At 53.6% G+C, this 24,167-nt stretch carries 25 protein-coding genes; 9 read left to right on the top strand and 16 right to left on the bottom strand.

Annotation, left to right across the window (positions count from 1 at the left end; all coding sequences use genetic code 11):
- The first annotated feature begins 10 nt into the window (after positions 1-10).
- Entirely contained in the window at positions 11-1,021 is a 1,011-nt protein-coding gene (locus tag AB6731_RS04105; RefSeq protein ID WP_014170329.1) for a LacI family DNA-binding transcriptional regulator, read from the top strand.
- 34 nt (positions 1,022-1,055) lie between these two features.
- Here AB6731_RS04105 and AB6731_RS04100 read toward each other — a convergent pair whose 3' ends face one another.
- The 15 genes from AB6731_RS04100 to pspA all read right to left on the bottom strand — a co-directional run bounded on the left by AB6731_RS04100 (position 1,056) and on the right by pspA (position 15,485).
- Complete coding sequence (locus tag AB6731_RS04100; protein WP_025204021.1) at positions 1,056-1,970, bottom strand: OmpG family monomeric porin; 915 nt, start codon at positions 1,968-1,970, stop codon at positions 1,056-1,058.
- 66 nt (positions 1,971-2,036) lie between these two features.
- Positions 2,037-3,119: an ABC transporter ATP-binding protein gene (locus tag AB6731_RS04095; RefSeq protein WP_113656277.1), complete on the bottom strand. Its 1,083-nt coding sequence runs from the start codon at positions 3,117-3,119 to the stop codon at positions 2,037-2,039.
- A 2-nt stretch (positions 3,120-3,121) separates the two neighbouring features.
- A complete protein-coding gene (gene pgmB / locus AB6731_RS04090; RefSeq protein WP_032680902.1) occupies positions 3,122-3,799 on the bottom strand; it encodes a beta-phosphoglucomutase in 678 nt (225 codons plus the stop codon).
- Positions 3,789-6,068, bottom strand: a complete 2,280-nt coding sequence (locus AB6731_RS04085; RefSeq protein WP_371005917.1) for a glycoside hydrolase family 65 protein — start codon at positions 6,066-6,068, stop codon at positions 3,789-3,791. The genes pgmB and AB6731_RS04085 overlap by 11 nt, the downstream gene beginning before the upstream one ends.
- A complete protein-coding gene (locus tag AB6731_RS04080; RefSeq protein ID WP_371005916.1) occupies positions 6,062-7,120 on the bottom strand; it encodes a Gfo/Idh/MocA family protein in 1,059 nt (352 codons plus the stop codon). The genes AB6731_RS04085 and AB6731_RS04080 overlap by 7 nt, the downstream gene beginning before the upstream one ends.
- A gap of 11 nt (positions 7,121-7,131) precedes the next feature.
- On the bottom strand, positions 7,132-7,920 hold the full coding sequence (locus AB6731_RS04075) for a sugar phosphate isomerase/epimerase (RefSeq protein ID WP_032680900.1): 789 nt from the start codon (positions 7,918-7,920) through the stop codon (positions 7,132-7,134).
- A 16-nt stretch (positions 7,921-7,936) separates the two neighbouring features.
- A complete protein-coding gene (locus tag AB6731_RS04070; protein ID WP_342863312.1) occupies positions 7,937-8,989 on the bottom strand; it encodes a zinc-binding alcohol dehydrogenase in 1,053 nt (350 codons plus the stop codon).
- Between the two features lie 28 nt (positions 8,990-9,017).
- Complete coding sequence (locus tag AB6731_RS04065) at positions 9,018-9,860, bottom strand: carbohydrate ABC transporter permease (RefSeq protein ID WP_371005915.1); 843 nt, start codon at positions 9,858-9,860, stop codon at positions 9,018-9,020.
- The gene (locus tag AB6731_RS04060) at positions 9,847-10,728 is read right to left on the bottom strand and encodes a carbohydrate ABC transporter permease (protein ID WP_047356412.1); all 882 of its coding nucleotides are present in this window, start codon (positions 10,726-10,728) and stop codon (positions 9,847-9,849) included. The genes AB6731_RS04065 and AB6731_RS04060 overlap by 14 nt, the downstream gene beginning before the upstream one ends.
- Before the next feature lie 22 nt (positions 10,729-10,750).
- Positions 10,751-12,043, bottom strand: coding sequence for an ABC transporter substrate-binding protein (locus AB6731_RS04055; RefSeq protein WP_371005914.1), 1,293 nt, complete (start codon positions 12,041-12,043; stop codon positions 10,751-10,753).
- Between the two features lie 15 nt (positions 12,044-12,058).
- Complete coding sequence (locus AB6731_RS04050; protein WP_032680896.1) at positions 12,059-13,756, bottom strand: sugar phosphorylase; 1,698 nt, start codon at positions 13,754-13,756, stop codon at positions 12,059-12,061.
- 185 nt (positions 13,757-13,941) lie between these two features.
- Positions 13,942-14,166 (bottom strand): phage shock protein PspD, encoded by a 225-nt coding sequence (gene pspD, locus AB6731_RS04045; protein WP_014170342.1) that lies wholly within the window; start codon positions 14,164-14,166, stop codon positions 13,942-13,944.
- A 12-nt stretch (positions 14,167-14,178) separates the two neighbouring features.
- Positions 14,179-14,538 (bottom strand): envelope stress response membrane protein PspC, encoded by a 360-nt coding sequence (pspC, locus tag AB6731_RS04040; protein ID WP_014170343.1) that lies wholly within the window; start codon positions 14,536-14,538, stop codon positions 14,179-14,181.
- Positions 14,538-14,762, bottom strand: a complete 225-nt coding sequence (gene pspB / locus AB6731_RS04035) for an envelope stress response membrane protein PspB (RefSeq protein ID WP_371005913.1) — start codon at positions 14,760-14,762, stop codon at positions 14,538-14,540. Before pspB ends, pspC begins: the two co-directional genes overlap by 1 nt.
- Before the next feature lie 54 nt (positions 14,763-14,816).
- Positions 14,817-15,485, bottom strand: a complete 669-nt coding sequence (pspA, locus tag AB6731_RS04030; protein ID WP_014170345.1) for a phage shock protein PspA — start codon at positions 15,483-15,485, stop codon at positions 14,817-14,819.
- 166 nt (positions 15,486-15,651) lie between these two features.
- On the opposite strand from pspA, the gene pspF reads away from it, so the two are divergent.
- The 6 genes from pspF to sapF all read left to right on the top strand — a co-directional run bounded on the left by pspF (position 15,652) and on the right by sapF (position 21,997).
- Positions 15,652-16,629 (top strand): phage shock protein operon transcriptional activator, encoded by a 978-nt coding sequence (gene pspF / locus AB6731_RS04025; RefSeq protein ID WP_044866560.1) that lies wholly within the window; start codon positions 15,652-15,654, stop codon positions 16,627-16,629.
- Between the two features lie 88 nt (positions 16,630-16,717).
- Complete coding sequence (sapA, locus tag AB6731_RS04020; protein WP_020882454.1) at positions 16,718-18,358, top strand: ABC transporter substrate-binding protein SapA; 1,641 nt, start codon at positions 16,718-16,720, stop codon at positions 18,356-18,358.
- A complete protein-coding gene (gene sapB, locus AB6731_RS04015) occupies positions 18,355-19,320 on the top strand; it encodes a putrescine export ABC transporter permease SapB (RefSeq protein WP_371005912.1) in 966 nt (321 codons plus the stop codon). The genes sapA and sapB overlap by 4 nt, the downstream gene beginning before the upstream one ends.
- Entirely contained in the window at positions 19,307-20,197 is an 891-nt protein-coding gene (gene sapC, locus AB6731_RS04010; protein WP_014170349.1) for a putrescine export ABC transporter permease SapC, read from the top strand. Before sapB ends, sapC begins: the two co-directional genes overlap by 14 nt.
- Positions 20,197-21,189 carry a putrescine export ABC transporter ATP-binding protein SapD gene (gene sapD / locus AB6731_RS04005; RefSeq protein ID WP_014170350.1) on the top strand — a complete coding sequence of 331 codons (993 nt, stop codon included), beginning with the start codon at positions 20,197-20,199 and terminating at the stop codon, positions 21,187-21,189. Before sapC ends, sapD begins: the two co-directional genes overlap by 1 nt.
- A 1-nt stretch (position 21,190) precedes the next feature.
- On the top strand, positions 21,191-21,997 hold the full coding sequence (gene sapF / locus AB6731_RS04000; protein ID WP_014170351.1) for a putrescine export ABC transporter ATP-binding protein SapF: 807 nt from the start codon (positions 21,191-21,193) through the stop codon (positions 21,995-21,997).
- Between the two features lie 147 nt (positions 21,998-22,144).
- On the opposite strand, the gene AB6731_RS03995 is transcribed toward sapF, so the two are convergent.
- A complete protein-coding gene (locus tag AB6731_RS03995) occupies positions 22,145-22,735 on the bottom strand; it encodes a TetR/AcrR family transcriptional regulator (protein ID WP_020882452.1) in 591 nt (196 codons plus the stop codon).
- A gap of 132 nt (positions 22,736-22,867) precedes the next feature.
- Here AB6731_RS03995 and AB6731_RS03990 point away from each other — a divergent pair, with 132 nt between their 5' ends.
- Positions 22,868-23,263, top strand: coding sequence for a RidA family protein (locus AB6731_RS03990; protein ID WP_020882451.1), 396 nt, complete (start codon positions 22,868-22,870; stop codon positions 23,261-23,263).
- 72 nt (positions 23,264-23,335) lie between these two features.
- Complete coding sequence (locus AB6731_RS03985) at positions 23,336-24,160, top strand: helix-turn-helix domain-containing protein (protein WP_371005911.1); 825 nt, start codon at positions 23,336-23,338, stop codon at positions 24,158-24,160.
- Positions 24,161-24,167: the final 7 nt, after the last annotated feature.

The raw sequence follows: 24,167 nt of genomic DNA, 5'->3' as shown, positions 1-24,167 counted from the left end.
AGTAAGGTGTATGTCACCCACCATCTATGATATCGCACGGGTTGCCGGCGTTTCGAAATCAACCGTCTCCCGCGTTCTGAATAAACAAACGAATATTTCTCCTGAAGCGCGTGAAAAAGTGTTGAAGGCGATTGACGAATTAAATTATCAACCCAATAAACTCGCCCGCGCCCTGACCTCTTCTGGCTTCGACGCCATTATGGTTATTTCGACACGCTCGACGAAAACCACCGCCGGCAACCCTTTTTTCTCTGATGTTCTGCATGCCATAACAGCCAAAGCTGAAGAGGAAGGTTTTGACGTTATTTTGCAAACCTCGAAAAGCAGTGAAGACGATCTGCTGAAATGCGAAAGTAAAATAAAACAAAAAATGATTAAAGGGATCATCATGCTAAGCTCACCGGCAAATGAATCCTTTTTCACAACGCTGGATGCTTATGGCGTACCGGTGGTCGTCATCGGGAAAGTCGAAGGTGATTTTCAGAATATTTACTCGGTCGACACGGATAATTTCCAGGACAGTGCTACGCTAACAGAAACCTTTATTAAAAATGGCCGACGTAACATTGCCTGTCTGCACGCGCCGCTCAATTATCATGTTTCGATTGATCGTCTTGCCGGTTATAAATCCAGCCTGGAAAAGCACGGCATCGCCATTAACCCGGCGTGGATCATCGACGGCGGATATACCCATGAAAGCGCGCTTGCCGCGGCCACAGAATTGCTCTCCTCGGCCACGCCACCTGATGCGGTATTTGCCACTGACAGCATGAAGTTACTCAGCCTTTATCGCGCGGCGGATACTCTGGATCTGAGGATCCCCGAGCAGGTGGTGATTGCAGGATACAGTGACCCGATGCTCTCCCTCATTTTAACGCCAGCACCCGGGGGTTTTGATATCCCAACCCGCAAGCTGGGTGAAGAGAGCTGCAATCTTCTTTTCAGGCGTATCGCCGGTCAGCCTGCGCCACAAAAAGTGCTTGTCGATACCCATTTTACGTTAGCGCCCTCTCTTCGCTAAAACCAGGGGCTGAAAGCCCCTGGCATCCGGTCTGTCAGAACGCGTAATTAACGCCAACACCCGCGTAGTGGAAACGGTCGCTGTCGCCTTCGTCATGGTTTTCCCATTCGTAGGCGTATTCCAGCGTCATGGATAATCCATTGTTGAAGTCATACGCGTACAGTAAACCCAGTCGGTTGAAATCGTGTCCTTCACGATCGGGATCGTCCTGCCAGTCCCAGTTCGACCAGCGATCCAGCCCCAGACGGGTATATGGCGTGAGCGTCGTCTGGCCTAATGAAACAGGCAGATACGCACGAATTTCCTGCGTTGAAAATTCGCCGTTATTACGTGAACTGTCCATATTGAAACCGCGCTCAAGATAATAGTTCACTTTTGCAGAGAAGGTTTCATTAATGGTCCAGGTAAAACCCGTTTCCGTTTCTACACGGCTGTCGGCATAACCGGTTTTTTCCAGGTCATTTGCAAACTGATACATGGCAAACCAGCCACCAAAACGCCAGTCGTCGGACAATTTAATATCCCAGTCGGGCTGAATTTTGTAGCGCTGCATATTTGCGCTACCGTCTTTGGCACCGTGTTCATCTTTAAAGTGATAACCGTAATTACGGAAACCGCCGGTCAACCCGAGTGTAAAATCATCGGTGCCAATAAAGCGATAGCGTAATTCAAATTCCGGACGGTCAAAATAGGTCCCACGGGTCATGCTGCTGTAATCAACCGGTCCTTCCTGATACATTGCCAGCGAAAGGGTCCAGGCATCCCACGTGGCATTAAACCACACAGAGGGTTCATATAATCCATCTTTATCGTCGCCCTGACCTTCGACGTTTTCAATTTCATACATGGCACCGATATTAAATTCCCAGTGTTTTGCTGATTCCGTTGCGTGCGCGCAGCTAACCCCTGCGCACAGAACGAGCGCAGCACTTCTTAGTAGAGTACTCATTTAAATGTTCCCTTTATAATTAACTCAAAAAAAACCGGAAATTTGCATTTCCGGCGAACGCCTTTCTTATCTAATAGCCACTTCAGTATCAGCGTCGAAGAAATGACATTTATTCATATCGAACTGGATGCCGATATTATCCCCGGCCGCATAATCATTTACCGCTCCTGCACGAACGACAAGCTCATGCCCGCCCACGGTGGCATAGAGCATGAACTCAGCCCCGGTCAGTTCGGCCACGCTGACTTTTGCCGCAATATCATCCCCACGGCTTTGCAGCGTCAGAATATCTTCCGGCCGGATCCCAAAGACCACGGCTTTACGCTGATATCCGGCGGCATTCACCGCCGCCAGCGTGTCTTCAGGTATCTCCAGACGCAGCGTTTCCGTCACGAAATAGCGATCGTCTATCGCGCCCCGAATAAAATTCATTGCCGGTGATCCGATGAAGCCCGCCACAAACATATTCGCCGGTTCGTTGTAGACCTGCTTAGGTGCCCCCACCTGCTGAATAACGCCATCCTTGAGGATCACAATGCGGGTCGCCATCGTCATCGCTTCCGTCTGATCGTGGGTCACGTAAATCATTGTGGTGTTGAGCTTCTGGTGCAGCTTGCTGATTTCAGCGCGCATTTGCACACGCAGCTTGGCGTCCAGGTTAGAAAGCGGTTCATCCATCAGAAAGACGCCGGCTTCGCGCACAATCGCCCGTCCTAACGCCACGCGCTGACGTTGCCCACCCGACAATGCGCCAGGTTTACGCGTGAGGTAATCACGCAACCCCAGGATTTGTGCCGCCCAGTTCACACGCTCTTCAATGACCGCGGGGGGAATTTTCTGCATCTTCAGGCCAAACGCCATGTTGTCGTAAACCGTCATATGCGGATAAAGCGCATAGTTCTGGAAAACCATCGCAATGTCGCGGGACTTGGCGGGCACATCGTTCATGCAGACACCGTCAATCACCAGCTCACCGGCAGAGATCTCCTCCAGCCCGGCAATCATGCGAAGCGTTGTCGATTTACCGCACCCCGAGGGACCCACAAAGACGATAAACTCCTTGTCCTCAATTTCGAGGTTAAAATCCTTAACCACATGGACCTGGTTATCGTAGATTTTCTGAATATGTTTCAGAGACAGTTGAGCCATTTTTAATTCCTTATCATTACCGTTCGGGATGCCCAGAAATCCGTCAGGCATTTCCAGGTCAGTTCCTGCGTTGAATGAAGTTGTAATCCCGCATGGTTCAGGCCAGGTCCAATCCCGACCGAGAGCATTCCCGCCGCGTTGATTGCCTCAACGCCGGCTGCAGCATCTTCTATTCCGATAGCCTGCTCGGGGCGCACGTTCAGCCCGGCGCAGGCCGCAAGAAAGATCTCCGGGTCCGGTTTTGAGCGGGCAATGCGCGAGGCATCGGCGCAGAAATCAAAAGCCCTCTCAATGCCCAGCGCCTGCAAAATACCGGGGGCGTTAAGGGACACTGAGGCCAGCCCGATTTTGACGTTCGCCGCACGAATTTCCGCCAGCACCTCGCGGATGCCCGGAAGCAGAGAATCCTGCGTCAACGACGCCAGAGACCCGACGTAGCGCGCGTTCTTTTTATCCGCGAGCGCCTGCCGCTGCTGGTCGTTAAACTCCCCCTCTTTTCCGCCATGGCGCAGGATCCGCTGCAGCGATTCCATACGGCTTATCCCTTTCAGCTCGTCGTTGAACACCACGTCGAACGAGATGCCAATTTCCTGCGCCACGGCACGCCAGGCCAGAAAATGCAGATGCGCGGTATCGGTGATCACACCATCAAGATCGAAGACAACGGCCTCAGGCTTCATGATGTGCTCCTGTGGTAGCGGTCCCACCAAGAGATGTAAAAAAATCCCTGAAAGAACAGACCTGCCGATCCGTTATGCACAGGGTTTTACCCCACAGCGTTAAGGCCACCGGTGCAGTGGTTTCAATCGTTAAAACATCATTTTCAAACGTGAAGTGCATGCGCGCGTTTCTCCATCGCAGCGGGAAAGCCAGTTTTCGCCAGTGGGCAGGCAGCTTCGGGGCAAGATGCAATTCCCCCTGGACGATCTGCATGCCGGCAAATCCCTGAATAACGCCGGACCAGATAGCCCCGGTGGCGGCAGCATGAATCCCGTCATCGCAGCTGTGCGGATCGTCGCCCAGATCGATGGCGATACCCTCGCGCCAGAAGGCGTAGGCCCTTTCCGTATCGCCACACCGGGCAGCAACAATTCCATGAATCGCTTTGCTCAGCGAAGAGTCGTGTATGGTACGCGGCTCGTAGTACGCCAGGTTGGCAGCACACTGCTGCGGGGTAAACCGTTCCGGCAGCAGGTAGTTGAGCATCACCACGTCGGCCTGTTTAAGAATCTGCATCTCGTTCACTTCCGCGCGGGAGTAATCGAGCAGAATGGTCTGTTTACCCGCTTTCGCCTTATAGCGGCTCAGGTCGATAGCCGGTTTCGCCATGAAGGTGTCATCCTGAGGAAGGACCCCTTCTGCGTTGGCTTGCGGTAACCACAAACGGGACATAAACCGGCTGGCATTCTCCATGAAGCCGGCATCTTCACGATTGAACATCGCCATAAACTGGCGCGCACAGGCGACATTGTGCCAGGCCAGATAGTTTGTGTACGCATTGTTATTGACGTGCTCTGTGTACTCATCCGGCCCGATCACATCGTGGATTTCCAGGCGACCATTGACTTCCGTCGCCCGCCCCATCCAGAACGTTGCCGTCTCTATCAGTAGCGTCAGCCCTTCGTTACGCATAAAAGCGTCATCATGTGTCGCCTGCCAGTAAGCCACGACAGCCCAGGCAATGTCCGCCACAATGTGATGTTCTGCCAGCGCAGAGGCCACTTTCTGGCGCGTGCCCGTGCGGATGTTGATTGCTGCATATTCCGGCGTCTCTTCCTGACCGCTCGCGGCACTCTCCCAGGGGAAAAGTGCGCCAGGCCAGCCGTTGCGACGCGCTTTTTCACGAGCCCCGGCCAGGTTGAGCCAGCGATAACGCAGCAGACTGCGGGCGACCTGCGGACGCGTAAAGAGATGGAAAGGCAGCAGGAAAATTTCGGTATCCCAGAAGACGTGGCCTTTATACCCTTCGCCGGTCAATCCTTTCGCGGCGATACTGCAGCGCTCATTGTCGGCAGGCGTCATGGCGGTCAGATGCCAGACGGTATAATCCAGCGCGAGCTGATCCTGCGGTTCCGCAGACGTTACCGCCACCCGCGCATCTCGCCAGAAGTCTTCCCAGGCGCAGGCAGAGCTCTCCAGCAACGATGCGTAGCCTCGCGCTGCGCACACCTTGAGTTCGGCCAGTGCGTTACGCGCAAACGACGACTGCGAAAGGGCTTTGTCACTGCGGTGGGCGACCCAGACGATCTTTTCAAGCGTGACAGTGTCACCCTGCGAAACGTTCAGGTCGTAATGCGCACTGATGCGACGATTTTTAGCGGTAAAGCAGCTTTCGCTACCCGCTGAAAGCCGGCAGAACGCGGATATAACGACGTCAGAGACCCGGTCCTGCGTTTCATACACGCCCTGCATACAGTTCTGGTCGAATACCCGGACTGAAATCTCATCCAGATGCTGCCTGCCGCTGTTGGTTTGCGTCGCATCGATTCCGGTTTTCAACACCACCTGCGAGGGCCCATCAAGGGGAGTGATGGCGAGTTGCATTGCCACTAACGGCAACTGAGCGAGAGAAACGAAACGACGGCTCTCCAGGCGATAGCGTTTCCCGTCGGGCGAGCGCCAGAGCACGCTGCGACGCAGTTCACCATTGGCAAACGCCAGCTCGCGCTGCCACTCAAGAAGCGCCCCGGAAAGCAGGGTAAAATTCACACCATCCAGTTCAACCTCAATACCGGTAATATCCGGCAGGTTGATTAACTCCGTGGTCTCATTGCGACCTGCGCGATGATAAAGCCCGGCGAGATACATGCCTCTGGTTTGCTGGGTGTAATCCTCTTCGTGTGCCGCGCGAATGCCCATGTAGCCATTGCCGCAAGCCATGATGGAGGCGTATTTATTCAGACTGTGGGGAGAGAAGCCCGGTTCGGTTAAAACAGACACATTCAGCATAACGTCACGCTTTCCCCTGTATCCGCCGATTCATAAAGCGCGGCAACAAGTTGCTGGATAACCAGCCCCTGTTCCGCATCTGCGATCATAACCGGCTCTCCCAGCACATGGCGTACAAACGCCTCCATGCTGCGCAGGTGACGCTGGTCGTCTGCCTCATCACGCTGCATGAGGGTCTGTAAAACGCCCGCCTCATCGTGGTAAATGTGAGCCGGGAAGAGCGTGGCCCCCGCCTTTTCGCCACAGAATGAAACATTCATGATCGACTGCTCGCGGATATTCAGCGCAAACGAGGTATCCAGGCGCAGAACGCCGCCATTGCAGAATTCAATTGTGCCAAACAAAGCATCTTCAACGGTAAACCGGGCGGGATCCCACTCGCCAAACTGTCCACTGTTTTTACGGTTCCCCAGCTTCTGGAAGCTGTGGGCGGTAACCCTTTTTACCGCCGGGAAACCCAGCACATACATCGCGGCATCCAGCATATGAATACCGATATCGATAAGCGGTCCGCCGCCCTGTAGCGATTTGTTCGTAAAGACGCCCCAGCCCGGCACGCCGCAACGACGCAGCGCCTGCACCGACGTAAAGTAGATCTCACCTAACGCCCCATTTGTGACAGCGTCACGGAGCAGCTGGGTGTCGAGCGCAAACCGATGGTGAAAATCATACGCCAGCACTTTTCCCGCTTTACGGGCCGCCATGCGCATCTGGTCAGCCTGTTGCGGCGTCATGGCAGGCGGTTTTTCGCACATCACATGACATCCGGCCTCCAGTGCCGCCATGACATGTTCAAAATGGAATCGGTTTGGCGAGCAGACGCTGACCACATCAGGTTTTACCGCCTGCAGCATTTCAGATGCATTCTGCCAGACCGAAGGAATTGCATGACGTTCCGCAAACGCCTGTGCCTGTTCAAGGCCGCTGTCCATGACAGCGACCATTTGAACATCACTGCGTGTGGCGTAATACGAGGCATGCACTTTGTCCGCGACCTGCCCGGCGCCAATAATGGCGACGCGCAGAAGCGAAGGTGTTGAAGCACTCATCACGCTCGTCATCCTTAGCATTCACGCAGATACGTGAGTGAATCCTGGTAAGCCTGGGCCGGATCGTCGGCGCGGACACGGCACTCATACACCACGTAGCCCTGATAGTTGTCCGCACGAAGCTGCCCGAACAACGTGGCAAAATCCAGGGTCCCGCTGCCAGGCTGATAGCGATGGTTATCGGCGATATGCACATGACCCAGCAGATCCCGGTTGCGATGCAGCGCCTCTGTTAGCGAATCTTCTTCGATATTCATGTGGTAAAAATCGCCGATGATCTGCACATGCCTGAGCGCGTTCTCTTCGATATAGCGACGCGCATCCGCGAGCGTGTTGATCATGTGATCCTGGTAGCGGTTGAGCGGCTCAAGGTAAACGGTGGTCCCGGTACGCGCCGCCACCTCATCCAGATAACGCAGCGAAGCACTCACCGCTTCGCGATCACCCGCCAGGCTGCGTGGAGAGGTCATCGGCGGCAAGCGGAAGGTAAACATTCCCCAGGCGGCGGGCACAATAATCCCCTTTCCACCCACTTCAGCCAGCGCTTCCAGGATGCGTTCGATCTGTTTTAATCCGTTCAGACGACGTTCTTCAATGAAGTCACCAATCCAGCCGTCATATCCCCCGCAGGCGGTGGTCACCGGCAGGCCCGTGGCGGTGATTGCGGCTTTCACTTCATCGAGATTGTCCACCAGCAGTTTGCCGTCAATTTCAAAGCCATCAAAACCCATCGCTTTGATGTACTGGAATTTCTCCAGAATAGAAGTCGGGAAAAAGGCCTGGTTTTGCGTTGCGATTTTCATTGATGCTCTCCTTAGCTTAAAATGTGACGCCCATCTTGATGCTCAGTTCCGGATGCTGATCGACATACTTCATGTAGCTCTCAGCGCTGGTGGTAAAGGTGACAACCGGGTCAATCAGATCTTCGCAGTTCAGATAACCGTTCATCAGCAGTTCCCAGCAGGTCTCTTCAATACGCTTGCGGCTCCAGCGCGGGTAATCCGGGTTGGGTTCGCTGCAGGCGCGCGAGAAAACGATTTTCGCGTTATTGAAGTGGGCTTCACGCCCCAGATTGAACCCTTCTGCGAACGGTTTCGCGAAAGCCACGTAGGCGATCGTTCCACCGTAGGCGAGCCCGCGCAGCGCAGACTGCAATGCATCGGCAAAACCGCTGGTTTCGATAATCACGTCAGCGCCCTGCTTTCCGGTCAGTTTTTTAATCTCCAGACCGACATCGGTGCCAAACGGACTGAGGCAGTAATCAGCCCCGTGACGGCGGGCAATTTCGCAGCGATGCGCGATAGGATCGACACCGATGACGATGGATGCACCGGCTTTTTTCGCCAGCTGAATCGCAATCTGCCCAATGGCACCCAGTCCGACCACAACGACAAAATCCCCTACCCGCACGTTAGCATCACGCACGCCGCTCATGGCGAACTGCGCAGGGTCGTAACAGACGGCATTTTTCCAGGAAGACCCTTGCGGCATTTTGCGCAGCTTGTAGTTATTAACGGCATTCACGATGACCGTCTCCTGCAGCGGCCCATAGCAGCAGACACGGTCGCCCGTCTGGTAGTCCGTCACGTCATCGCCGCATTCGATAATGTCGCCAACGATCATGTTGCCCAGCTGGAACTTACCAAACTCAATGCCCCGCGCCGCGCCCTCTTCACGCGGGGTAAACATCTGCCACTCCGCGTTAAACTCCTCATCAATGAAGGGACTTGCCGCACGGAAATCTACCACTTCGGTGCCGTGTTTTGGCGCGCCGAAGCGCGCACGAATTTTCACTTCATGGACGGCAACAGGACGATCTTCATATTCCACCAGCGCCGCTACACGAGGCGCTGTCGCAACTAACTTTTTCATGACTGACTCCTAGTTAAAACTGGCCGCCTCAGCCCTTAACGCCACCGGCGGTCAAACCACTTTTGATAAAACGTTCAGACAGTGCGTACAGGATGACCACCGGAAGCGCTGTCACCAGCGATGCCGCCATCATCCGACCCCAGATATAATCTGGCGTGCTAAAGAGGGTGTTCAGCCCAACCGGCAAGGTGAAATTGCTGGCGCTGGACAGGAAAATGGATGCAAACAGGTAGTCGTTCCATGCCACCATGAAGCAGTAGACGAACACCGACACGAGGCCGGAAATCGCCAGCGGAACGGTAATGCGGAAGATAATTTGCAGGCGGTTAAGCCCGTCCATCATCGCGGCTTCTTCTATTTCATCCGGAATGGTGTCGAAATAGCTGCGCAGCATAAAGACGGCTGTCGGCAGCGTCTGGGTCACCATGGTGATAATCAGCGCCAGCTCCGTGTCATAGATCCCCAGCGCGGTGATGATTTTGAACAGCGGCACCACCAGCAAAATCCCCGAGAACATATAGACGGTGTAAAAACTCGCATTGATCGTCGTGCGTCCTTTAAAACGCAGTTTGGATAACGCGTAAGCCCCCAGCGTGCCGAGAAAAACGGCAATTACCGACGAGGTCAGCGAGACCACCATGCTGTTTCTGAAGTAGTCCACAAACGGGAAGATCAGCGGATTAAAGATGTCGATGTAATGCTGCAGCGTCCACGCCTGCGGCAGGATGGTCGGATGGAGCGATATCGCCTCTTTCGCGCTCTTAAGCGAGGTCATTAACATCACAAAGAACGGGAACAGCGTGATGATCAGAAACACCGCCAGCCCCAGATAAAAACCGAGACGACCCAGTACGCGTTTATTTGTTGCCATTGAGGTTTACCCTTTTTCTGGTCAGCAGAATGACGGCGAAGATGATCACGAACAGCACCACGGAGATGGCAGCGGCTTTCCCGAGGTCATTGAAGGCAAATGCGGTCTTGTAGAGATAGACGCCTAAAATATCGACCTTGGTGGTCAGGAGATAAACATCAGCGAACATATAGAACATCCAGATGGTTCGCAGTGTAATCACCGTGGCCAGCACCGGCATAATGGCGGGCAGCGTGACGATACGAAAACGCTGCCAGGCATTTGCCCCATCCATTTCCGCGGCTTCGTACAGCGATTTATCAATGGTCTGCAATATCGCGAGGAACGAGATAAACGCGTAGGGGAAGTAACGCCAGATGGCGAACAGCACCACCAGCACAAAACTGCTGCCCGGGTTGTCGAACCACAGCGGCGCCTGGTCATACAGGTGCAACAGATCGACACCCAGATAGTTCACAATGCCGTAGCCGTTGTTGAACATGTATTTCCATGCAAACACCAGCGAGATGGATGGTGTGACGTAGGACAAAATCACCAGTGAACGCGCCGTTTTCCGCAGGCGAAATTCCCGGTTAAAAAAGACGGCAACGGCCAGCCCCAGCGCCGTGCTGCCCATCACCACCAGGGCGGTGTACCAGAACGTCATCCACAGGGAGTGCCAGAATGCGCCATCGCTGAGGATACGAACATAGTTATCCAGCCCGACAAACACGGCGCTAATGCGCGGGTTAAGCGGCAAACGTAAAAAGCTGATTTCAATATTGGAAATCATCGGCCAGGCCACCAGGCCCCCCAGCAAAATCAGGCTGGGGGCCAACAGCAGCATGGCGAAAGGCATATCTGAACGACCAGAAAACAACGTCTTCATAATTTCCTTCCGCAGAGCGCTCCTATCGTTGTGAAATCAGGTCAGTCAGTCGCTTTTGGCTGTTGCTTAACGTTGCAGTGAGATCCTGTTGACCTACTGTGACGTTATGCACCATGGAACTGATGATGCCGGACCCCGTTACATCACCCATGCGGGTAAAGTTTTTGTCGCCCACGGCGCCAAATACCTGCACATTCGGGAACTGGGCGATAAGCTCGTAGGGAAGTTGACCAAACGCTTTAATGACCTCGTTGTCTTTCCAGGAGTCCGTGCCGACGACCAGTTTGTTTACCGGCAGCGCGGCACCCGGGGACATCATCACCCAGTCAGACGCGTTCTGTGCCTGTTCCATCCAGGTGACAAACTTCTGTGCAGCCTGGGTTTCATCTTCTGTTTGATCGGAGGTGATCGTCAGCGATGTGACCATGCCGTAGACCGCTGAAGACGTTTCAGTCGGAACGACAAAGCCCAGGTTGGCCGGGTTGCCGTCTTTATAGACCGCCGGCAGGATATAGGTGGAATACACCGCCATCGGCGCCGAACCATTCATAAAGGCATCTTTAATCTCCATGACATCGTTCGAGCCCGGCATGGTGGTCGCGGCCAGTGCTTTATAGAACGCCAGCGCGTTCACCATTTCCGGGGTATCAATGTTGATTTTCCCGTTGGCGTCAAAAACGTTCGCGCCACCGGAAAGCGCAAACTGAGAAAACGCCTGCTCAGTCATCACGCTTTCTGCCGTGGGTAGCGCAATGCCATAGCGTTTTTTAGCCGGATCGTTGAGGCGTTGGCTGGCTTTCAGCAACTGTTCCCAGTTATGCGGCTCCTCAATACCCGCCGCAGCAAGCACATCTTTGTGATACCAGACGCCAGACAGCCAGGCGCTGATTGGCACCCCCGTCCAGGCTGAGCCGTCTTCCGTGCGAACGACACGTAAAATTCCGTCATAGAAGGTGTTTTCGCCCACCGCTTTGATGGCGGCGTTGATCGCATCCCGGTCCAGCAGCTGCTCTTTATCCATGACTTTTGCGTAGTCATGGCTGACCTCAATGACCTCGGGCAGCGCACCGGTGCGGGCCAACGTAATCACTTTGGTGTTGTAGGCATCCTCTTCTACCGGTACCTGTTTCACCGTAATGGTCGGGTTCTCTTTCTCGAATTTTTCAATCAGTTTTGTAATTACCGCCTGACGCTCCTGTTCAACTGAGGAGTGCATAAACTCAATGGTGACAGCAGAGGGTTTGTCATCCTTACAGCCTGACAACAAGGCGCACGAAACCAGTGCTGATATCAGCACAATTTTGGGCATATTCATGTTTAAGGTCCTTTTTTAGTTTTCTTTAATCCACAACACCTGCCATGGATTAAGGGTCAGAGTCGTACCAGTAATATCTTTCCCGGCGATCAATTCCCTGCCGGATGGAATATTCGACTCAAGCGTTTGAACGCGATCGCTGAAATTAAATAACGCGGTAACTTTTTCGCCACTTTGCGCAATACGCATTATTTTTAATACATGCTCGCCTGCCGTACTAAAACAAGCCTGACTGTCAGGGTGGAATGCTTTTTCTGCACGCCTCAGGGCGATTAATTCACGCAATCTATAATAGACTTTCTGCCGCAGGCTATTTTCGTTCTCAAGCTCACTGTCGATTGCACCGGCGAGGTATTTTTTGCGGTTAATCGCACGGTTATATCCCAGGCGCTCCACGCCCTCATAATCATTACGCGAGCCAAGAATACTTTGAATATAGACGGCAGGCACGCCGGGGAAACTCAGGAGTACAGCATGAGCCAGAATAAACCGGGCAATACGGTGATTGTCATCGCAGTCCCTTGTGCTTAACGCATCAAGATAAGTGACATTGATTTCATACGGGCTTCGCGTTCCATCCGGATTGTTTTTCCAGTTGACCAGCGCTCCCTCGGCCTGAAGTTTCTCAACCAGCGAGAGGATCTCAGACTCGGGTAAAATTCCGCGTAACGGATTGAGGCCAATCCCGTCATGCGAGGCCAAAAAGTTAAACCAGGTGGTTTTCGTGGAAGGAAGCGTCAACGACGACGCCCACTGACACAGCGCCCGGACATCCTGACGGTGTACCGCATGCAGCACAAGCGGCGGCAAGGAGAACTGATACACCATCTGCGCTTCATTGTTGCCGTCACCAAAGTAGGCAACGTTGTCTTTATGCGGGACATTGGTCTCAGTGATTATCACCGTACCCGGCGCGACAGCCTCGGTAATGGCACGGAAAAGCTGGATAAGCTGATGGGTTTGTTCCAGATGGATACAGCTCGTTCCGGGTATCTTCCACATAAACCCAACGGCATCCAGACGAATGTAGCGCGCCCCTTCAGTCAGGTAGTGCAGCAGCACGTCTACCATCGCAATCAGAACCTGAGGAGAGGCAAAATTGAGATCGACCTGGTCGCTGCTGAAGGTGGTCCACAGGTGGCGTACGCTGCCATCGTGAAGCGTAAACGGCGTGAGGAGGGGCAAAGCACGCGGTCGCGTGACGGCCGACAGATCCGTTTCAGGGTCAACAGAAATGAAGAAATCGTTATACCCCGGCATTTGCTTAAGGTAATTCGCGAACCATTGACTTTGCGCCGACATGTGATTGCAGACGAAATCAAACATCAAACTGGCTGATTGTTTTAATTCGGCGATGTCCTGCCACGTTCCTGTTTCTGGTGCGACGTCGTGGTAATCAATAACAGAAAAACCGTCGTCAGAAGACCACGGATAAAAAGGTAAAAGATGAACATGTGAAAAGGAGTGAGAGAGCCACTTATTATAAAACCGTGTGAAAACCGGCAAGGCTTTCTCCCCTTCTGCCGAAAACTGATCGGCATACGTAATCAGGACAACATCTTTTTCATCCCACCCCACCTTACGCTTATCTGTAATAACAGAAATCGCGTTATCAATCTTTTCCAGCAACACCGAAAAATGGGTATCGGAAAATGATTCCCCGTAAACAAGATTAATGATTTCTTTAATTTTAGCCTGCATTTTATTTTCCATGGTAGCGGTCCCATGGAACGCAATCTACTCCCATGAAAAATATCTGTCAACGGACCGGGACGCAGAAAAAGGCGATTGCAAAGCAGCTCAACGCAGTATTGTGAGCTGCCGCAAAGAAAGAAAGGGAAAGCGAAGAAGTATCGCTAGCCTGCCCCGAAAACGAGAAAGGCTAACGTACGCAGGAATTATTGGGGAAAGTAGCGGCGTGAAAGCCGTTTTGCCACTTTTTGCAGCAGAGGTTCGAGCGCCACAGCCAGCAACATTCTTACCGGCTTGCGGGCAACAGATTTTATCGCCCAACCCGCCACACCTGCCGGGCCGAAACGTAATGCCGTCAGCAGGACCAGTTTACCTGCGATTTTCAGGCCGGGTTTTACCTTCTGACCGGCCTGTTGCCAGTTTTGCTTCATGTATATTCTCTCTTAAAGCTGACGAAAACGGCTTCTCAGCGTGAAGGTGTCAGACGTGACATAGCGCTCCATCTCACGTAACCGCTTCTCCCCAGCGGCGAGTTGATCGTCAACCGCGTTGAGAAGATCGTTGCTGGTCGGTGCGCCTTCTGCGGCCAGTTCACCTTCCGGCATCGGGTCGAGTACAAACGACAGCACGATGTACGCCACCAGGGTGATAAACGCCAGACCGAAGAAGATCGACAGCACCGTTACCACGCGAACCAGTTTTACCGGGACATCAAGATAATGGGCCAGTCCCGCACAGACGCCGCGTACCATTCCCTGCTGCGGAATGCGCCACAATTTTTTGTTCAGATTCAGTCCGGCCATTAACGGTCCCTCCAGTTTGGATGTTCTGCATCGAGGATATCTTCCAGCGCCTGAATGCGTTCGCGCATTTTATTCGCCTGTTCGGTCAGCTGTACGAGACGCTGTTGTTCACTCTGGGAAAGTTCACCACGTGAAGAACGGTTGCTGTAGTGCAGCCATAACCAAAGCGGCAGAACAAACAGCACGAAAATGGTCAGGGGAATAGCCAGAAAAAGCGCGCTCATGTGTACTCCTTGTCTTACGATGCGTGGCGGCACACTCAGGTGCCGCACAAATTATTATTGGTTGTCTTGCTTCATTTTGGCTTTCAGCGCAGCAAGTTGCTCGCTGATTTCATCGTCCGCTTTCAGGTCAGCGAACTGCTGATCCAGTGACTTTTGTTTACCAATGCTGTGACTTTCCGCTTCCGCTTCCATATGGTCGATACGGCGTTCAAACGACTCAAAACGTGCCATTGCTTCATCCAGCTTACCGCTATCCAGCTGGCGACGTACATCGCGGGATGAGCTTGCCGCCTGGTGGCGCAATGCCAGCGCCTGCTGACGCGCACGCGTTTCGTTCAGTTTATTCTCAAGCTCACCAATCTCTTTCTTCATACGCGAAAGCGTATCATCGACCAGTGTGACTTCATGCTCGAGCGTCGCGACCATGTCTGCCAGCTTCTGTTTTTCAATCAGCGCGGCGCGGGCCAGGTCTTCTTTATCTTTACGCAACGCAAGTTCTGCTTTTTCCTGCCATTCGTTAAGCTGAGCGGTCGCCTGCTCAATGCGGCGCGTTAACTGTTTTTTCTCAGCCAGCGCACGGGCGGAGGTAGAACGCACTTCAACCAGCGTATCTTCCATTTCCTGAATCATCAGGCGCACCAGCTTCTGCGGATCTTCCGCTTTCTCAAGCAGTGAGTTGATATTGGCGTTCACGATGTCGGCGAAACGAGAAAAAATACCCATAATGTGATCCTCATAGTTCTGTTATCGGGCGATGCCCTGCTACATAGCTAATACAAATACTGTGCCAAGTTTTTATCTTGTTGATTTTACTTGATGTGGTTGATTTCCAGGCATCGGCACACTATGCTCACCTGGTGAATATCACTAAGGAGTGGTTAATTTCATCATGGCTGGATACAAAGACAATTTACTCGGCGAAGCCAACAGTTTTCTGGAAGTCCTCGAACAGGTCTCCCGTCTCGCGCCGCTCAACAAGCCAGTGCTTATTATCGGTGAGCGCGGCACGGGTAAGGAACTGATTGCTAACCGTCTGCATTATTTATCCGGACGCTGGGATGGCCCCTTCATTTCGCTTAACTGCGCGGCGTTGAATGAAAATCTGCTCGACACGGAGCTTTTCGGTCATGAAGCCGGTGCTTTTACCGGTGCCCAAAAACGCCATCCGGGTCGTTTTGAACGCGCCGACGGCGGCACGCTGTTTCTTGATGAACTGGCCACCGCGCCCATGCTGGTACAGGAAAAGCTGCTGCGCGTGATTGAATATGGCGAGCTGGAGCGTGTCGGCGGTAGCCAGCCGTTGCAGGTCAACGTGCGTCTGGTGTGCGCGACCAATGCCAACCTCCCGCAAATGGTGGCAGAGGATAAATTCCGTGCCGACCTGCTCGACCGGCTGGCCTTTGACGTCGTTCAGCTCCCGCCGCTGCGCGAGCGAAGAAGCGACATCATGCTGCTGGCAGAGCAGTTTGCGATTCAGATGTGTCGCGAGCTCGGCCTGCCGCTTTTTCCGGGGTTCAGCGAGTATGCAAAGGAGACACTCCTCGCTTACCACTGGCCGGGAAATATCCGTGAGTTAAAAAACGTCGTGGAGCGTTCTGTCTATCGCCACGGCAGCAGTGAGACCGAGCTGGATAACATTATTCTCGATCCTTTTCAGCGTAGCCCGCAGCCAGCTTCCGCCCCGCCCGTGTCCGGGGCTTCCCCTGCACTTCCCCTGGATTTGCGGCAGTTCCAGCATGAACAGGAACAACAGCTGCTTGAGCAGAGCCTGAAGGTGGCGAAATATAACCAGAAACGGGCGGCTGAACTCCTGGGTCTGACCTACCATCAATTAAGGGCATTGCTCAAAAAGCATCAAATGCGCTGACAATATCAGCACTTACCCGCAGACATTTTTACGAAGCAGGCGTAAGTGCGATACACTTTGCAGATCGAACCTAAAAACCTTAAAAATTATGCGTCTGGTTTTATCGTCCTTCTTTGCACTTGGTCTGTTCAGCAGCCTGGCGTTTGCTGCGCCCGAACCCGCTACGCAACCTGATATTCGCGACAGCGGCTTCGTCTATTGCGTAAGCGGTCAGGTTGATACATTTAACCCGCAAAAAGCGGGCAGCGGCCTGATTGTGGATACCCTTGCCGCGCAACTCTATGACCGTCTGCTTGATGTGGATCCCTACACCTACCGTCTGGTGCCAGAGCTTGCCGAAAGCTGGGAAGTCCTGGATAACGGCGCGACCTACCGTTTCCACCTACGCGATGATGTCGCATTTCAGCACACGCCTTGGTTTACCCCAACGCGCAAACTGAACGCAGATGATGTGGTCTTTACGTTCCAGCGTATCTTTAACCGTAATCACCCGTGGCATAACGTTAACGGCAGTAACTTCCCCTACTTCGACAGCCTGCAGTTTGCCGATACCGTTAAAAGCGTTCGCAAGCTGGATAACCGCACGGTGGAATTTTCGCTGAAGCGCCCGGATGCCTCTTTCCTCTGGCACCTGGCCACCCACTATGCGTCCGTTATGTCTGCTGAGTACGCCGCGAACCTGAGCAAAATCGATCGTCAGGAGTTAATCGATCGTCAGCCAGTCGGTACCGGTCCGTTCCAGCTGGCCGAATATCGCTCCGGACAATATATCCGCCTGCAGCGCCATGCGCATTTCTGGCGCGGCACGCCGCTGATGCCACAGGTAGTGGTCGATCTTGGCTCTGGCGGGACGGGGCGTTTATCAAAACTGCTGACCGGGGAGTGCGACGTGCTGGCGTGGCCTGCTGCCAGCCAGCTCACCATTTTGCGCGACGATCCGCGTTTGCGCCTGACGTTACGCCCCGGCATGAACATCGCCTATCTGGCGTTTAATACCGATAAGCCGCCGCTGAACAACCCTGCCGTACGCCACGCGCTGGCGCTGGCCATCAACAACCAGCGTCTGATGCAGTCGATCTATTACGGTACGGCAGAAACCGCCGCCTCTATTTTGCCGCGAGCCTCGTGGGCCTATGACAGTGAAGCTAAAATTACGGAATACAACCCGGCAAAAGCGCGTGAACAGCTGAAAGCGCTGGGGGCGGAAAACCTGACGCTGCAACTCTGGGTACCGACCAGCTCTCAGGCCTGGAACCCAAGCCCGCTGAAGACCGCCGAGCTGTTGCAGGCAGATATGGCGCAGGTGGGGGTGAAAGTGATCATCGTGCCGGTTGAGGGTCGTTTCCAGGAGGCGCGCCTGATGGACATGAACCATGATTTAACCCTGACAGGCTGGGCGACCGACAGTAATGACCCGGACAGCTTCTTCCGTCCGTTGCTGAGCTGTGCGGCGATTAACTCCCAGACCAACTACGCCCACTGGTGCAACCGGGAATTTGACGGCGTGCTGCAAAAAGCGCTGGCGTCCCAACAGCTGGCGTCACGCATAGACGCCTATGATGAAGCGCAGAAGATCCTTGCCGAAGAGCTGCCCGTGCTGCCGCTGGCCTCGTCCCTGCGCCTGCAGGCCTATCGCTATGATATTAAAGGCCTGGTGTTGAGTCCGTTCGGCAACGCCTCCTTCGCTGGCGTGTCTCGCGAAAAAGAACAAGAGGTGAAAAAACCATGATCATTTTTACCTTGCGCCGCCTTCTGCTGCTGTTGGTGACGCTCTTTTTCCTGACCTTTGTTGGTTTCAGTCTGAGCTATTTCACCCCGCACGCCCCGCTTCAGGGGTCGTCGCTGTGGGATGCGTGGCTCTTCTGGTTTAACGGTCTGCTGCACTGGGATTTCGGTGTTTCAAGCATCAACGGACAGCTCATCTCCGAGCAGCTGAAAGAGGTTTTCCCGGCGACAATGGAGCTGTGCATTCTGGCATTCGGTTTTGCCTTAATGGTTGGTATTCCGGTAGGGATGCTGGCAGGGATTTATCGCAACAAATGGCAGGATAAATTTATCAGCGCCCTCGCCCTGCTCGGCTTCTCGATCCCGATCTTCTGGCTGGCGCTGCTGCTGACGCTTTTCTTCTCCCTCAACCTGGGCTGGCTACCGGTTTCTGGCCGTTTTGACCTGTTGTATACGGTAAAAACGGTGACCGGGTTTGCTATCGTTGACGCCTGGCTGTCTGATTCAACCTGGCGACATGAGATGATCGTTAGCGCCGTACGCCATATGGTCTTGCCGGTACTGACGCTGGCGGTGGCACCGACAACCGAAGTGATCCGCCTGATGCGCCTGAGTACCATCGAGGTGTTCGATCAGAACTATGTCAAAGCGGCCGCCACGCGCGGCTTATCGCGCCTGACTATCTTGCGCCGTAATGTGCTGCATAACGCCCTGCCGCCTGTTATCCCGCGACTGGGGCTCCAGTTTTCCACCATGCTCACCCTGGCGATGATTACCGAAATGGTCTTCAGCTGGCCGGGGCTGGGTCGATGGTTGATCAACGCTATCCGCCAGCAGGACTACGCCGCCATTTCGGCGGGCGTCATGGTGATTGGCTCTCTGGTGATTATTGTTAACGTGATTTCCGATATTTTGGGTGCTATGGCCAACCCGTTGAAGCATAAGGAATGGTATGCCCTACGATAACGTATACAGTGAAAAGCGCACGCCCGGTGCGCTGCGTACCGTGTGGCGTAAATTCTATGGTGACACCACGGCAATGATTGGCCTTTATGGCTTCGCCGGGCTGGTGTTGCTCTGCGTTTTTGGCTCCTGGTTTGCGCCCTATGGTATTGATCAGCAGTTCCTTGGCTATCAGCTGCTGCCCCCATCCTGGTCGCGCTACGGTGAAGTCTCTTTCTTCCTCGGTACGGACGACCTCGGGCGTGACGTATTGAGCCGCCTGTTGAGCGGCGCGGCGCCGACGGTCGGCGGTGCATTTGTGGTGACGTTTGCTGCCACCATCTGCGGTCTGGCGCTCGGCATCTTTGCCGGGTCGACGCATGGCCTGCGCTCGGCGGCACTGAACCACATTCTCGACACCCTGCTCTCTATTCCGTCCCTGCTGCTGGCCATTATTGTGGTGGCGTTTGTCGGGCCACACCTGTCGCATGCCATGTTCGCGGTCTGGCTGGCGATCCTCCCTCGCATCGTGCGTTCGGTATACAGCATGGTGCATGACGAACTGGAAAAAGAGTATGTCGTCGCAGCTCGCCTGGACGGTGCAACAACCTTAAACATCCTTTGGTTTGCCGTACTGCCGAACATCGCTGCCGGGCTGGTCACGGAGATCACCCGCGCCCTGTCGATGGCGATTCTGGACATCGCGGCGCTCGGTTTTCTCGATCTCGGCGCGCAGCTGCCGTCGCCTGAATGGGGCGCGATGCTCGGTGACGCGCTCGAGCTTATCTACGTTGCGCCGTGGACAGTCATGTTACCGGGCGCAGCCATTATGGTGAGTGTGCTGCTTGTCAACCTGCTGGGCGATGGTATTCGCCGTGCAATTAATGCGGGGGTGCAATAATGCCGCTTCTTGATATTCGCAACCTGACCATCGAGTTCAAAACCGGTGAAGGCTGGGTGAAAGCCGTCGATCGCATCAGTATCACCCTTGCTGAGGGTGAAATTCGCGGGCTGGTGGGTGAATCCGGTTCAGGGAAAAGCCTGATCGCCAAAGCCATCTGTGGTGTGGCGAAGGATAACTGGCGCGTCACCGCTGACCGTATGCGTTTTGATGATATCGACCTGCAACGCCTCTCTCCTCGCGAGCGTCGCAAGCTTGTCGGCCATAACGTATCGATGATTTTCCAGGAGCCGCAATCCTGTCTTGACCCGTCCGAGCGCGTGGGCAAACAGCTGATGCAGAACATTCCCGGGTGGACCTATAAAGGCCGCTGGTGGCAGCGGTTTGGCTGGCGTAAGCGTCGTGCTATTGAGCTGTTGCACCGCGTCGGGATCAAAGATCATAAAGATGCCATGCGCAGTTTTCCGTACGAACTGACCGATGGTGAGTGTCAGAAAGTGATGATTGCCATCGCGCTGGCCAATCAGCCGCGTCTGCTGATTGCGGATGAACCGACCAACGCGATGGAACCGACCACGCAGGCGCAGATTTTCCGCCTGCTGACGCGTCTGAACCAGAACAACAACACCACCATTTTGTTAATCAGTCACGACCTGCAAATGCTCAGCAAATGGGCTGATAAGATTGATGTGATGTACTGCGGGCAGACGGTCGAAACCGCCCCGAGTGAAGACCTCATCACCGCGCCGCATCATCCGTATACGCAGGCGCTGATCCGCGCCATTCCAGATTTTGGCAGCGCCATGCCACACAAGAGTCGCCTGAACACCCTGCCCGGGGCTATCCCGCTGCTGGAGTCCTTGCCGATTGGCTGTCGTCTGGGGCCGCGATGCCCGTATGCGCAGCGTAAATGTATTGAGACGCCACGCCTGACAGGGGCCAAAAATCATCTATATGCCTGTCATTTCCCGCTGAACATGGAGAGAGAGTGAAATGGTCGAAACCTTACTGGAAGTCCGTAACCTGAGTAAGACCTTTCGCTACCGTACCGGGCTGTTCCATCGTCAGACCGTTGAAGCCGTGAAGCCGCTCAGCTTTACCCTGCGCGAAAAACAGACGCTGGCGATCATCGGTGAGAACGGTTCCGGTAAATCCACGCTGGCGAAGATGCTGGCAGGCATGGTTGAACCCTCCGGCGGCGAAGTGCTGATAGATGACCATCCGCTGGAATTCGGCGATTACTCTTTCCGCAGCCAACGTATCCGCATGATCTTCCAGGATCCGTCGACATCGCTCAACCCGCGTCAGCGTATTTCGCAAATCCTCGATTTTCCGCTGCGTCTGAATACCGATCTCGAGCCAGAAGCGCGACGCAAACGCGTTTTTGAAACACTGCGGATGGTTGGGCTGCTGCCCGATCACGAGAGCTATTACCCGCACATGCTCGCCCCCGGACAGAAACAGCGTCTTGGGCTCGCGCGTGCGCTGATATTGCGCCCGAAAGTGATCATCGCCGACGAAGCGCTCGCCTCGCTGGATATGTCGATGCGGTCGCAGTTAATTAACCTGATGCTCGAATTACAGGAAAAACAGGGTATCTCGTATATCTACGTGACCCAACATCTGGGGATGATGAAACACATCAGCGACCAGGTGATGGTCATGCATCAGGGTGAGGTTGTTGAACGTGGCAGTACCGCGGATGTTATGGCCTCTCCGCTTCATGAACTGACTAAGCGATTGATTGCCGGCCATTTCGGTGAAGCTTTAACCGCGGATGCGTGGAGAAAAGATCGCTAGCGCGTTGGTGCAAGGGGCGGATTAACAACGCTCACCACACGCGAAATCCTCGCGGCGTTTTAACGCCCCTTATCCGACAAAAATGCCCCCGGCACACCCATTCCTTTAAGGGTTAAATAGCAGCTCGCGCGCGTTAACCCTTTCCTTTCACTGATGGCGTAACCCGCTTGCAAGCAGGACAAACACCTCAATCGCATGTGGCAACGTCTTCTGCGGATCCTCACTGGCGGCTATCAACAGTGCAGCATTGAGCGCAGCGCCATTTAACAGCTGCGCAGCGACGTTTGCATCCATGTCTTTCAGGACCTTGCGTTCAATCATTTTTTCTATGGTCTGACGGGTAGATTCCAGGCAGCTATTCTGGCTGGGCCAGTGGGCCGGGTCCCCCAGAACAGCCGGACCATCACGCAGTACAATACGCTGCACTTCCGGATCGAGCGCCATTTTGATGTAAGCGACGCCTTCGGCCAGCAGTCGCTCCCAGTCATTCTCGGCGCTGGCGGCAATTGCCTTCGCCTTTCGTGCCATTTCGCTGTCTATCTGGGCGACCACCGCAGCCAGCAAGCCTTTCTTGTCAGTGAAATTATGGTATAGCGCTCCACGTGTTAACCCCACGCTTGCGGTCAACTCATCCATGGAGGCTGCGGCATAGCCTTTCTCGGCAAAAGCTTTGCGCCCTGCCTGAATCATTTTTTCGCGATTTTCCTGGGCCGTTTCGGCACGGCTTTTTGCAGCCATAAGACGTCCTTGGTTACGTTGTGTTTTTCCGTTTGACATACGTGGCGTATGTGGTTTAGATTTTGACATACGCCGCGTATGTTAATACGACCTCGTGATCTCAACAATACCCCCAATCGAAAAGGAAATGCCATGCACCCACGTGAACCTGTATTTCCCGCTAATCGTCATGCCCTCTATGAAGAACATGGCTATTCTGCTGCCATTCGCTCTGGCGATCTGTTATTTGTCTCAGGCCAGGTTGGAAGCCGCAGCGACGGCACACCTGAAACGGATTTCGGCGCTCAGGTACAACTGGCTTTTGATAATCTCCAGGCTACGCTTTCTGCCGCGGGATGTACGTTTGATGATGTGATCGACGTGACGACGTTTCATACCGATCCTGAAAATCAGTTTTCAACCATCATGGAAGCCAAAAAATTAGCGTTCCCCCGCCCCCCTTATCCGAACTGGACGGCCGTGGGGGTAAACTGGCTTGCGGGCTTTGATTTTGAAATTAAGGTCATTGCCAGAATTCCACCGCAATAAAGCGAGTATTCGGCATAAGCCCCACCGGCAATTTATTAATTAGGTCATGACGCCACACGCTGTAGATATCGAATGAAAGAAAGTATTAGTAAATATATTCTCACCTGGGTAGAGGAAAATAACTTTTCTATTTTACATATTGATCAACTGGTTAAAGATACCGGGTATAGCAGAAGAACCATCGAAACATGGTTTAAAGAGAAATATCACTTCTCTTTAGGTGAGTACATCCTAAGGAGAAGGCTGAGCCTTGCGGCCATCATGCTCAGAATGACGTCGCTTCCCGTTACGGACATTGCTTATTTATTTCACTACCAAAGCAGCCAGGGGTTTTCAAGAGCCTTTAAAAAGATGACGGGACTCACCCCTTCTGAATACAGAAATGCAAAAGAGTGGGATTTTGATATCCTTCAGCCCTCATTTTTATTAGACGATCTTAAAACACCTGAAATAACACTCTGTGAACTCAATGAGATTTTTCCGTATACCCATGAGATTATAGAGCACGATCATCTTTTTGATACAGCGGTGCACGATGTCACTAAAAAAATCAAAAAACTCCTGCTTGAGAATCGCGATCGGATCCAACAGCTTGCCATAGTGCCGCGCCGACCAGAACGTCTGGGTAAAAGCCGTTCCTATCTGGTAGAAGTCTTAATTTCATATTGTTTAGACAGCACTAAAACAACAAAGAAAGACACACTTTTACTTACCGGAAAATATGCAAAAATGTCCTTTGAAGGCAGCTGGGAATGTTATAGCGCCTATAACAAAATTGCGTTTGTTAAGGCAATGGTGACGAACCGCCTGACGTTGCGCGATGGCATTCATTTAATGCGTTTTAACGCCTGCAGCGATGAGTGCGTTAACTTTGATATTTACATCCCTGTGTTATAACCCCGTT

Source organism: Enterobacter sp. RCC_40, assembly GCF_041360735.1.
GTDB classification, from domain to species: domain Bacteria; phylum Pseudomonadota; class Gammaproteobacteria; order Enterobacterales; family Enterobacteriaceae; genus Enterobacter; species Enterobacter ludwigii.
This window is presented reverse-complemented; position numbering and strand designations above follow the sequence as displayed.

Excerpts from the sequence above, each read along its gene's own strand:
- AB6731_RS04105 (WP_014170329.1), top strand. The coding sequence starts at position 11 with ATGTCACCCACCATCTATGATATCGCACGGGTTGCCGGCGTTTCGAAA.
- AB6731_RS04100 (WP_025204021.1), bottom strand. The coding sequence starts at position 1,970 with ATGAGTACTCTACTAAGAAGTGCTGCGCTCGTTCTGTGCGCAGGGGTT.
- AB6731_RS04095 (WP_113656277.1), bottom strand. The coding sequence starts at position 3,119 with ATGGCTCAACTGTCTCTGAAACATATTCAGAAAATCTACGATAACCAG.
- pgmB (WP_032680902.1), bottom strand. The coding sequence starts at position 3,799 with ATGAAGCCTGAGGCCGTTGTCTTCGATCTTGATGGTGTGATCACCGAT.
- AB6731_RS04085 (WP_371005917.1), bottom strand. The coding sequence starts at position 6,068 with ATGCTGAATGTGTCTGTTTTAACCGAACCGGGCTTCTCTCCCCACAGT.
- AB6731_RS04075 (WP_032680900.1), bottom strand. The coding sequence starts at position 7,920 with ATGAAAATCGCAACGCAAAACCAGGCCTTTTTCCCGACTTCTATTCTG.
- AB6731_RS04070 (WP_342863312.1), bottom strand. The coding sequence starts at position 8,989 with ATGAAAAAGTTAGTTGCGACAGCGCCTCGTGTAGCGGCGCTGGTGGAA.
- AB6731_RS04065 (WP_371005915.1), bottom strand. The coding sequence starts at position 9,860 with ATGGCAACAAATAAACGCGTACTGGGTCGTCTCGGTTTTTATCTGGGG.
- AB6731_RS04060 (WP_047356412.1), bottom strand. The coding sequence starts at position 10,728 with ATGAAGACGTTGTTTTCTGGTCGTTCAGATATGCCTTTCGCCATGCTG.
- AB6731_RS04055 (WP_371005914.1), bottom strand. The coding sequence starts at position 12,043 with ATGAATATGCCCAAAATTGTGCTGATATCAGCACTGGTTTCGTGCGCC.
- AB6731_RS04050 (WP_032680896.1), bottom strand. The coding sequence starts at position 13,756 with ATGGAAAATAAAATGCAGGCTAAAATTAAAGAAATCATTAATCTTGTT.
- pspD (WP_014170342.1), bottom strand. The coding sequence starts at position 14,166 with ATGAAGCAAAACTGGCAACAGGCCGGTCAGAAGGTAAAACCCGGCCTG.
- pspC (WP_014170343.1), bottom strand. The coding sequence starts at position 14,538 with ATGGCCGGACTGAATCTGAACAAAAAATTGTGGCGCATTCCGCAGCAG.
- pspB (WP_371005913.1), bottom strand. The coding sequence starts at position 14,762 with ATGAGCGCGCTTTTTCTGGCTATTCCCCTGACCATTTTCGTGCTGTTT.
- pspA (WP_014170345.1), bottom strand. The coding sequence starts at position 15,485 with ATGGGTATTTTTTCTCGTTTCGCCGACATCGTGAACGCCAATATCAAC.
- pspF (WP_044866560.1), top strand. The coding sequence starts at position 15,652 with ATGGCTGGATACAAAGACAATTTACTCGGCGAAGCCAACAGTTTTCTG.
- sapA (WP_020882454.1), top strand. The coding sequence starts at position 16,718 with ATGCGTCTGGTTTTATCGTCCTTCTTTGCACTTGGTCTGTTCAGCAGC.
- sapB (WP_371005912.1), top strand. The coding sequence starts at position 18,355 with ATGATCATTTTTACCTTGCGCCGCCTTCTGCTGCTGTTGGTGACGCTC.
- sapC (WP_014170349.1), top strand. The coding sequence starts at position 19,307 with ATGCCCTACGATAACGTATACAGTGAAAAGCGCACGCCCGGTGCGCTG.
- sapD (WP_014170350.1), top strand. The coding sequence starts at position 20,197 with ATGCCGCTTCTTGATATTCGCAACCTGACCATCGAGTTCAAAACCGGT.
- sapF (WP_014170351.1), top strand. The coding sequence starts at position 21,191 with ATGGTCGAAACCTTACTGGAAGTCCGTAACCTGAGTAAGACCTTTCGC.
- AB6731_RS03995 (WP_020882452.1), bottom strand. The coding sequence starts at position 22,735 with ATGGCTGCAAAAAGCCGTGCCGAAACGGCCCAGGAAAATCGCGAAAAA.
- AB6731_RS03990 (WP_020882451.1), top strand. The coding sequence starts at position 22,868 with ATGCACCCACGTGAACCTGTATTTCCCGCTAATCGTCATGCCCTCTAT.
- AB6731_RS03985 (WP_371005911.1), top strand. The coding sequence starts at position 23,336 with ATGAAAGAAAGTATTAGTAAATATATTCTCACCTGGGTAGAGGAAAAT.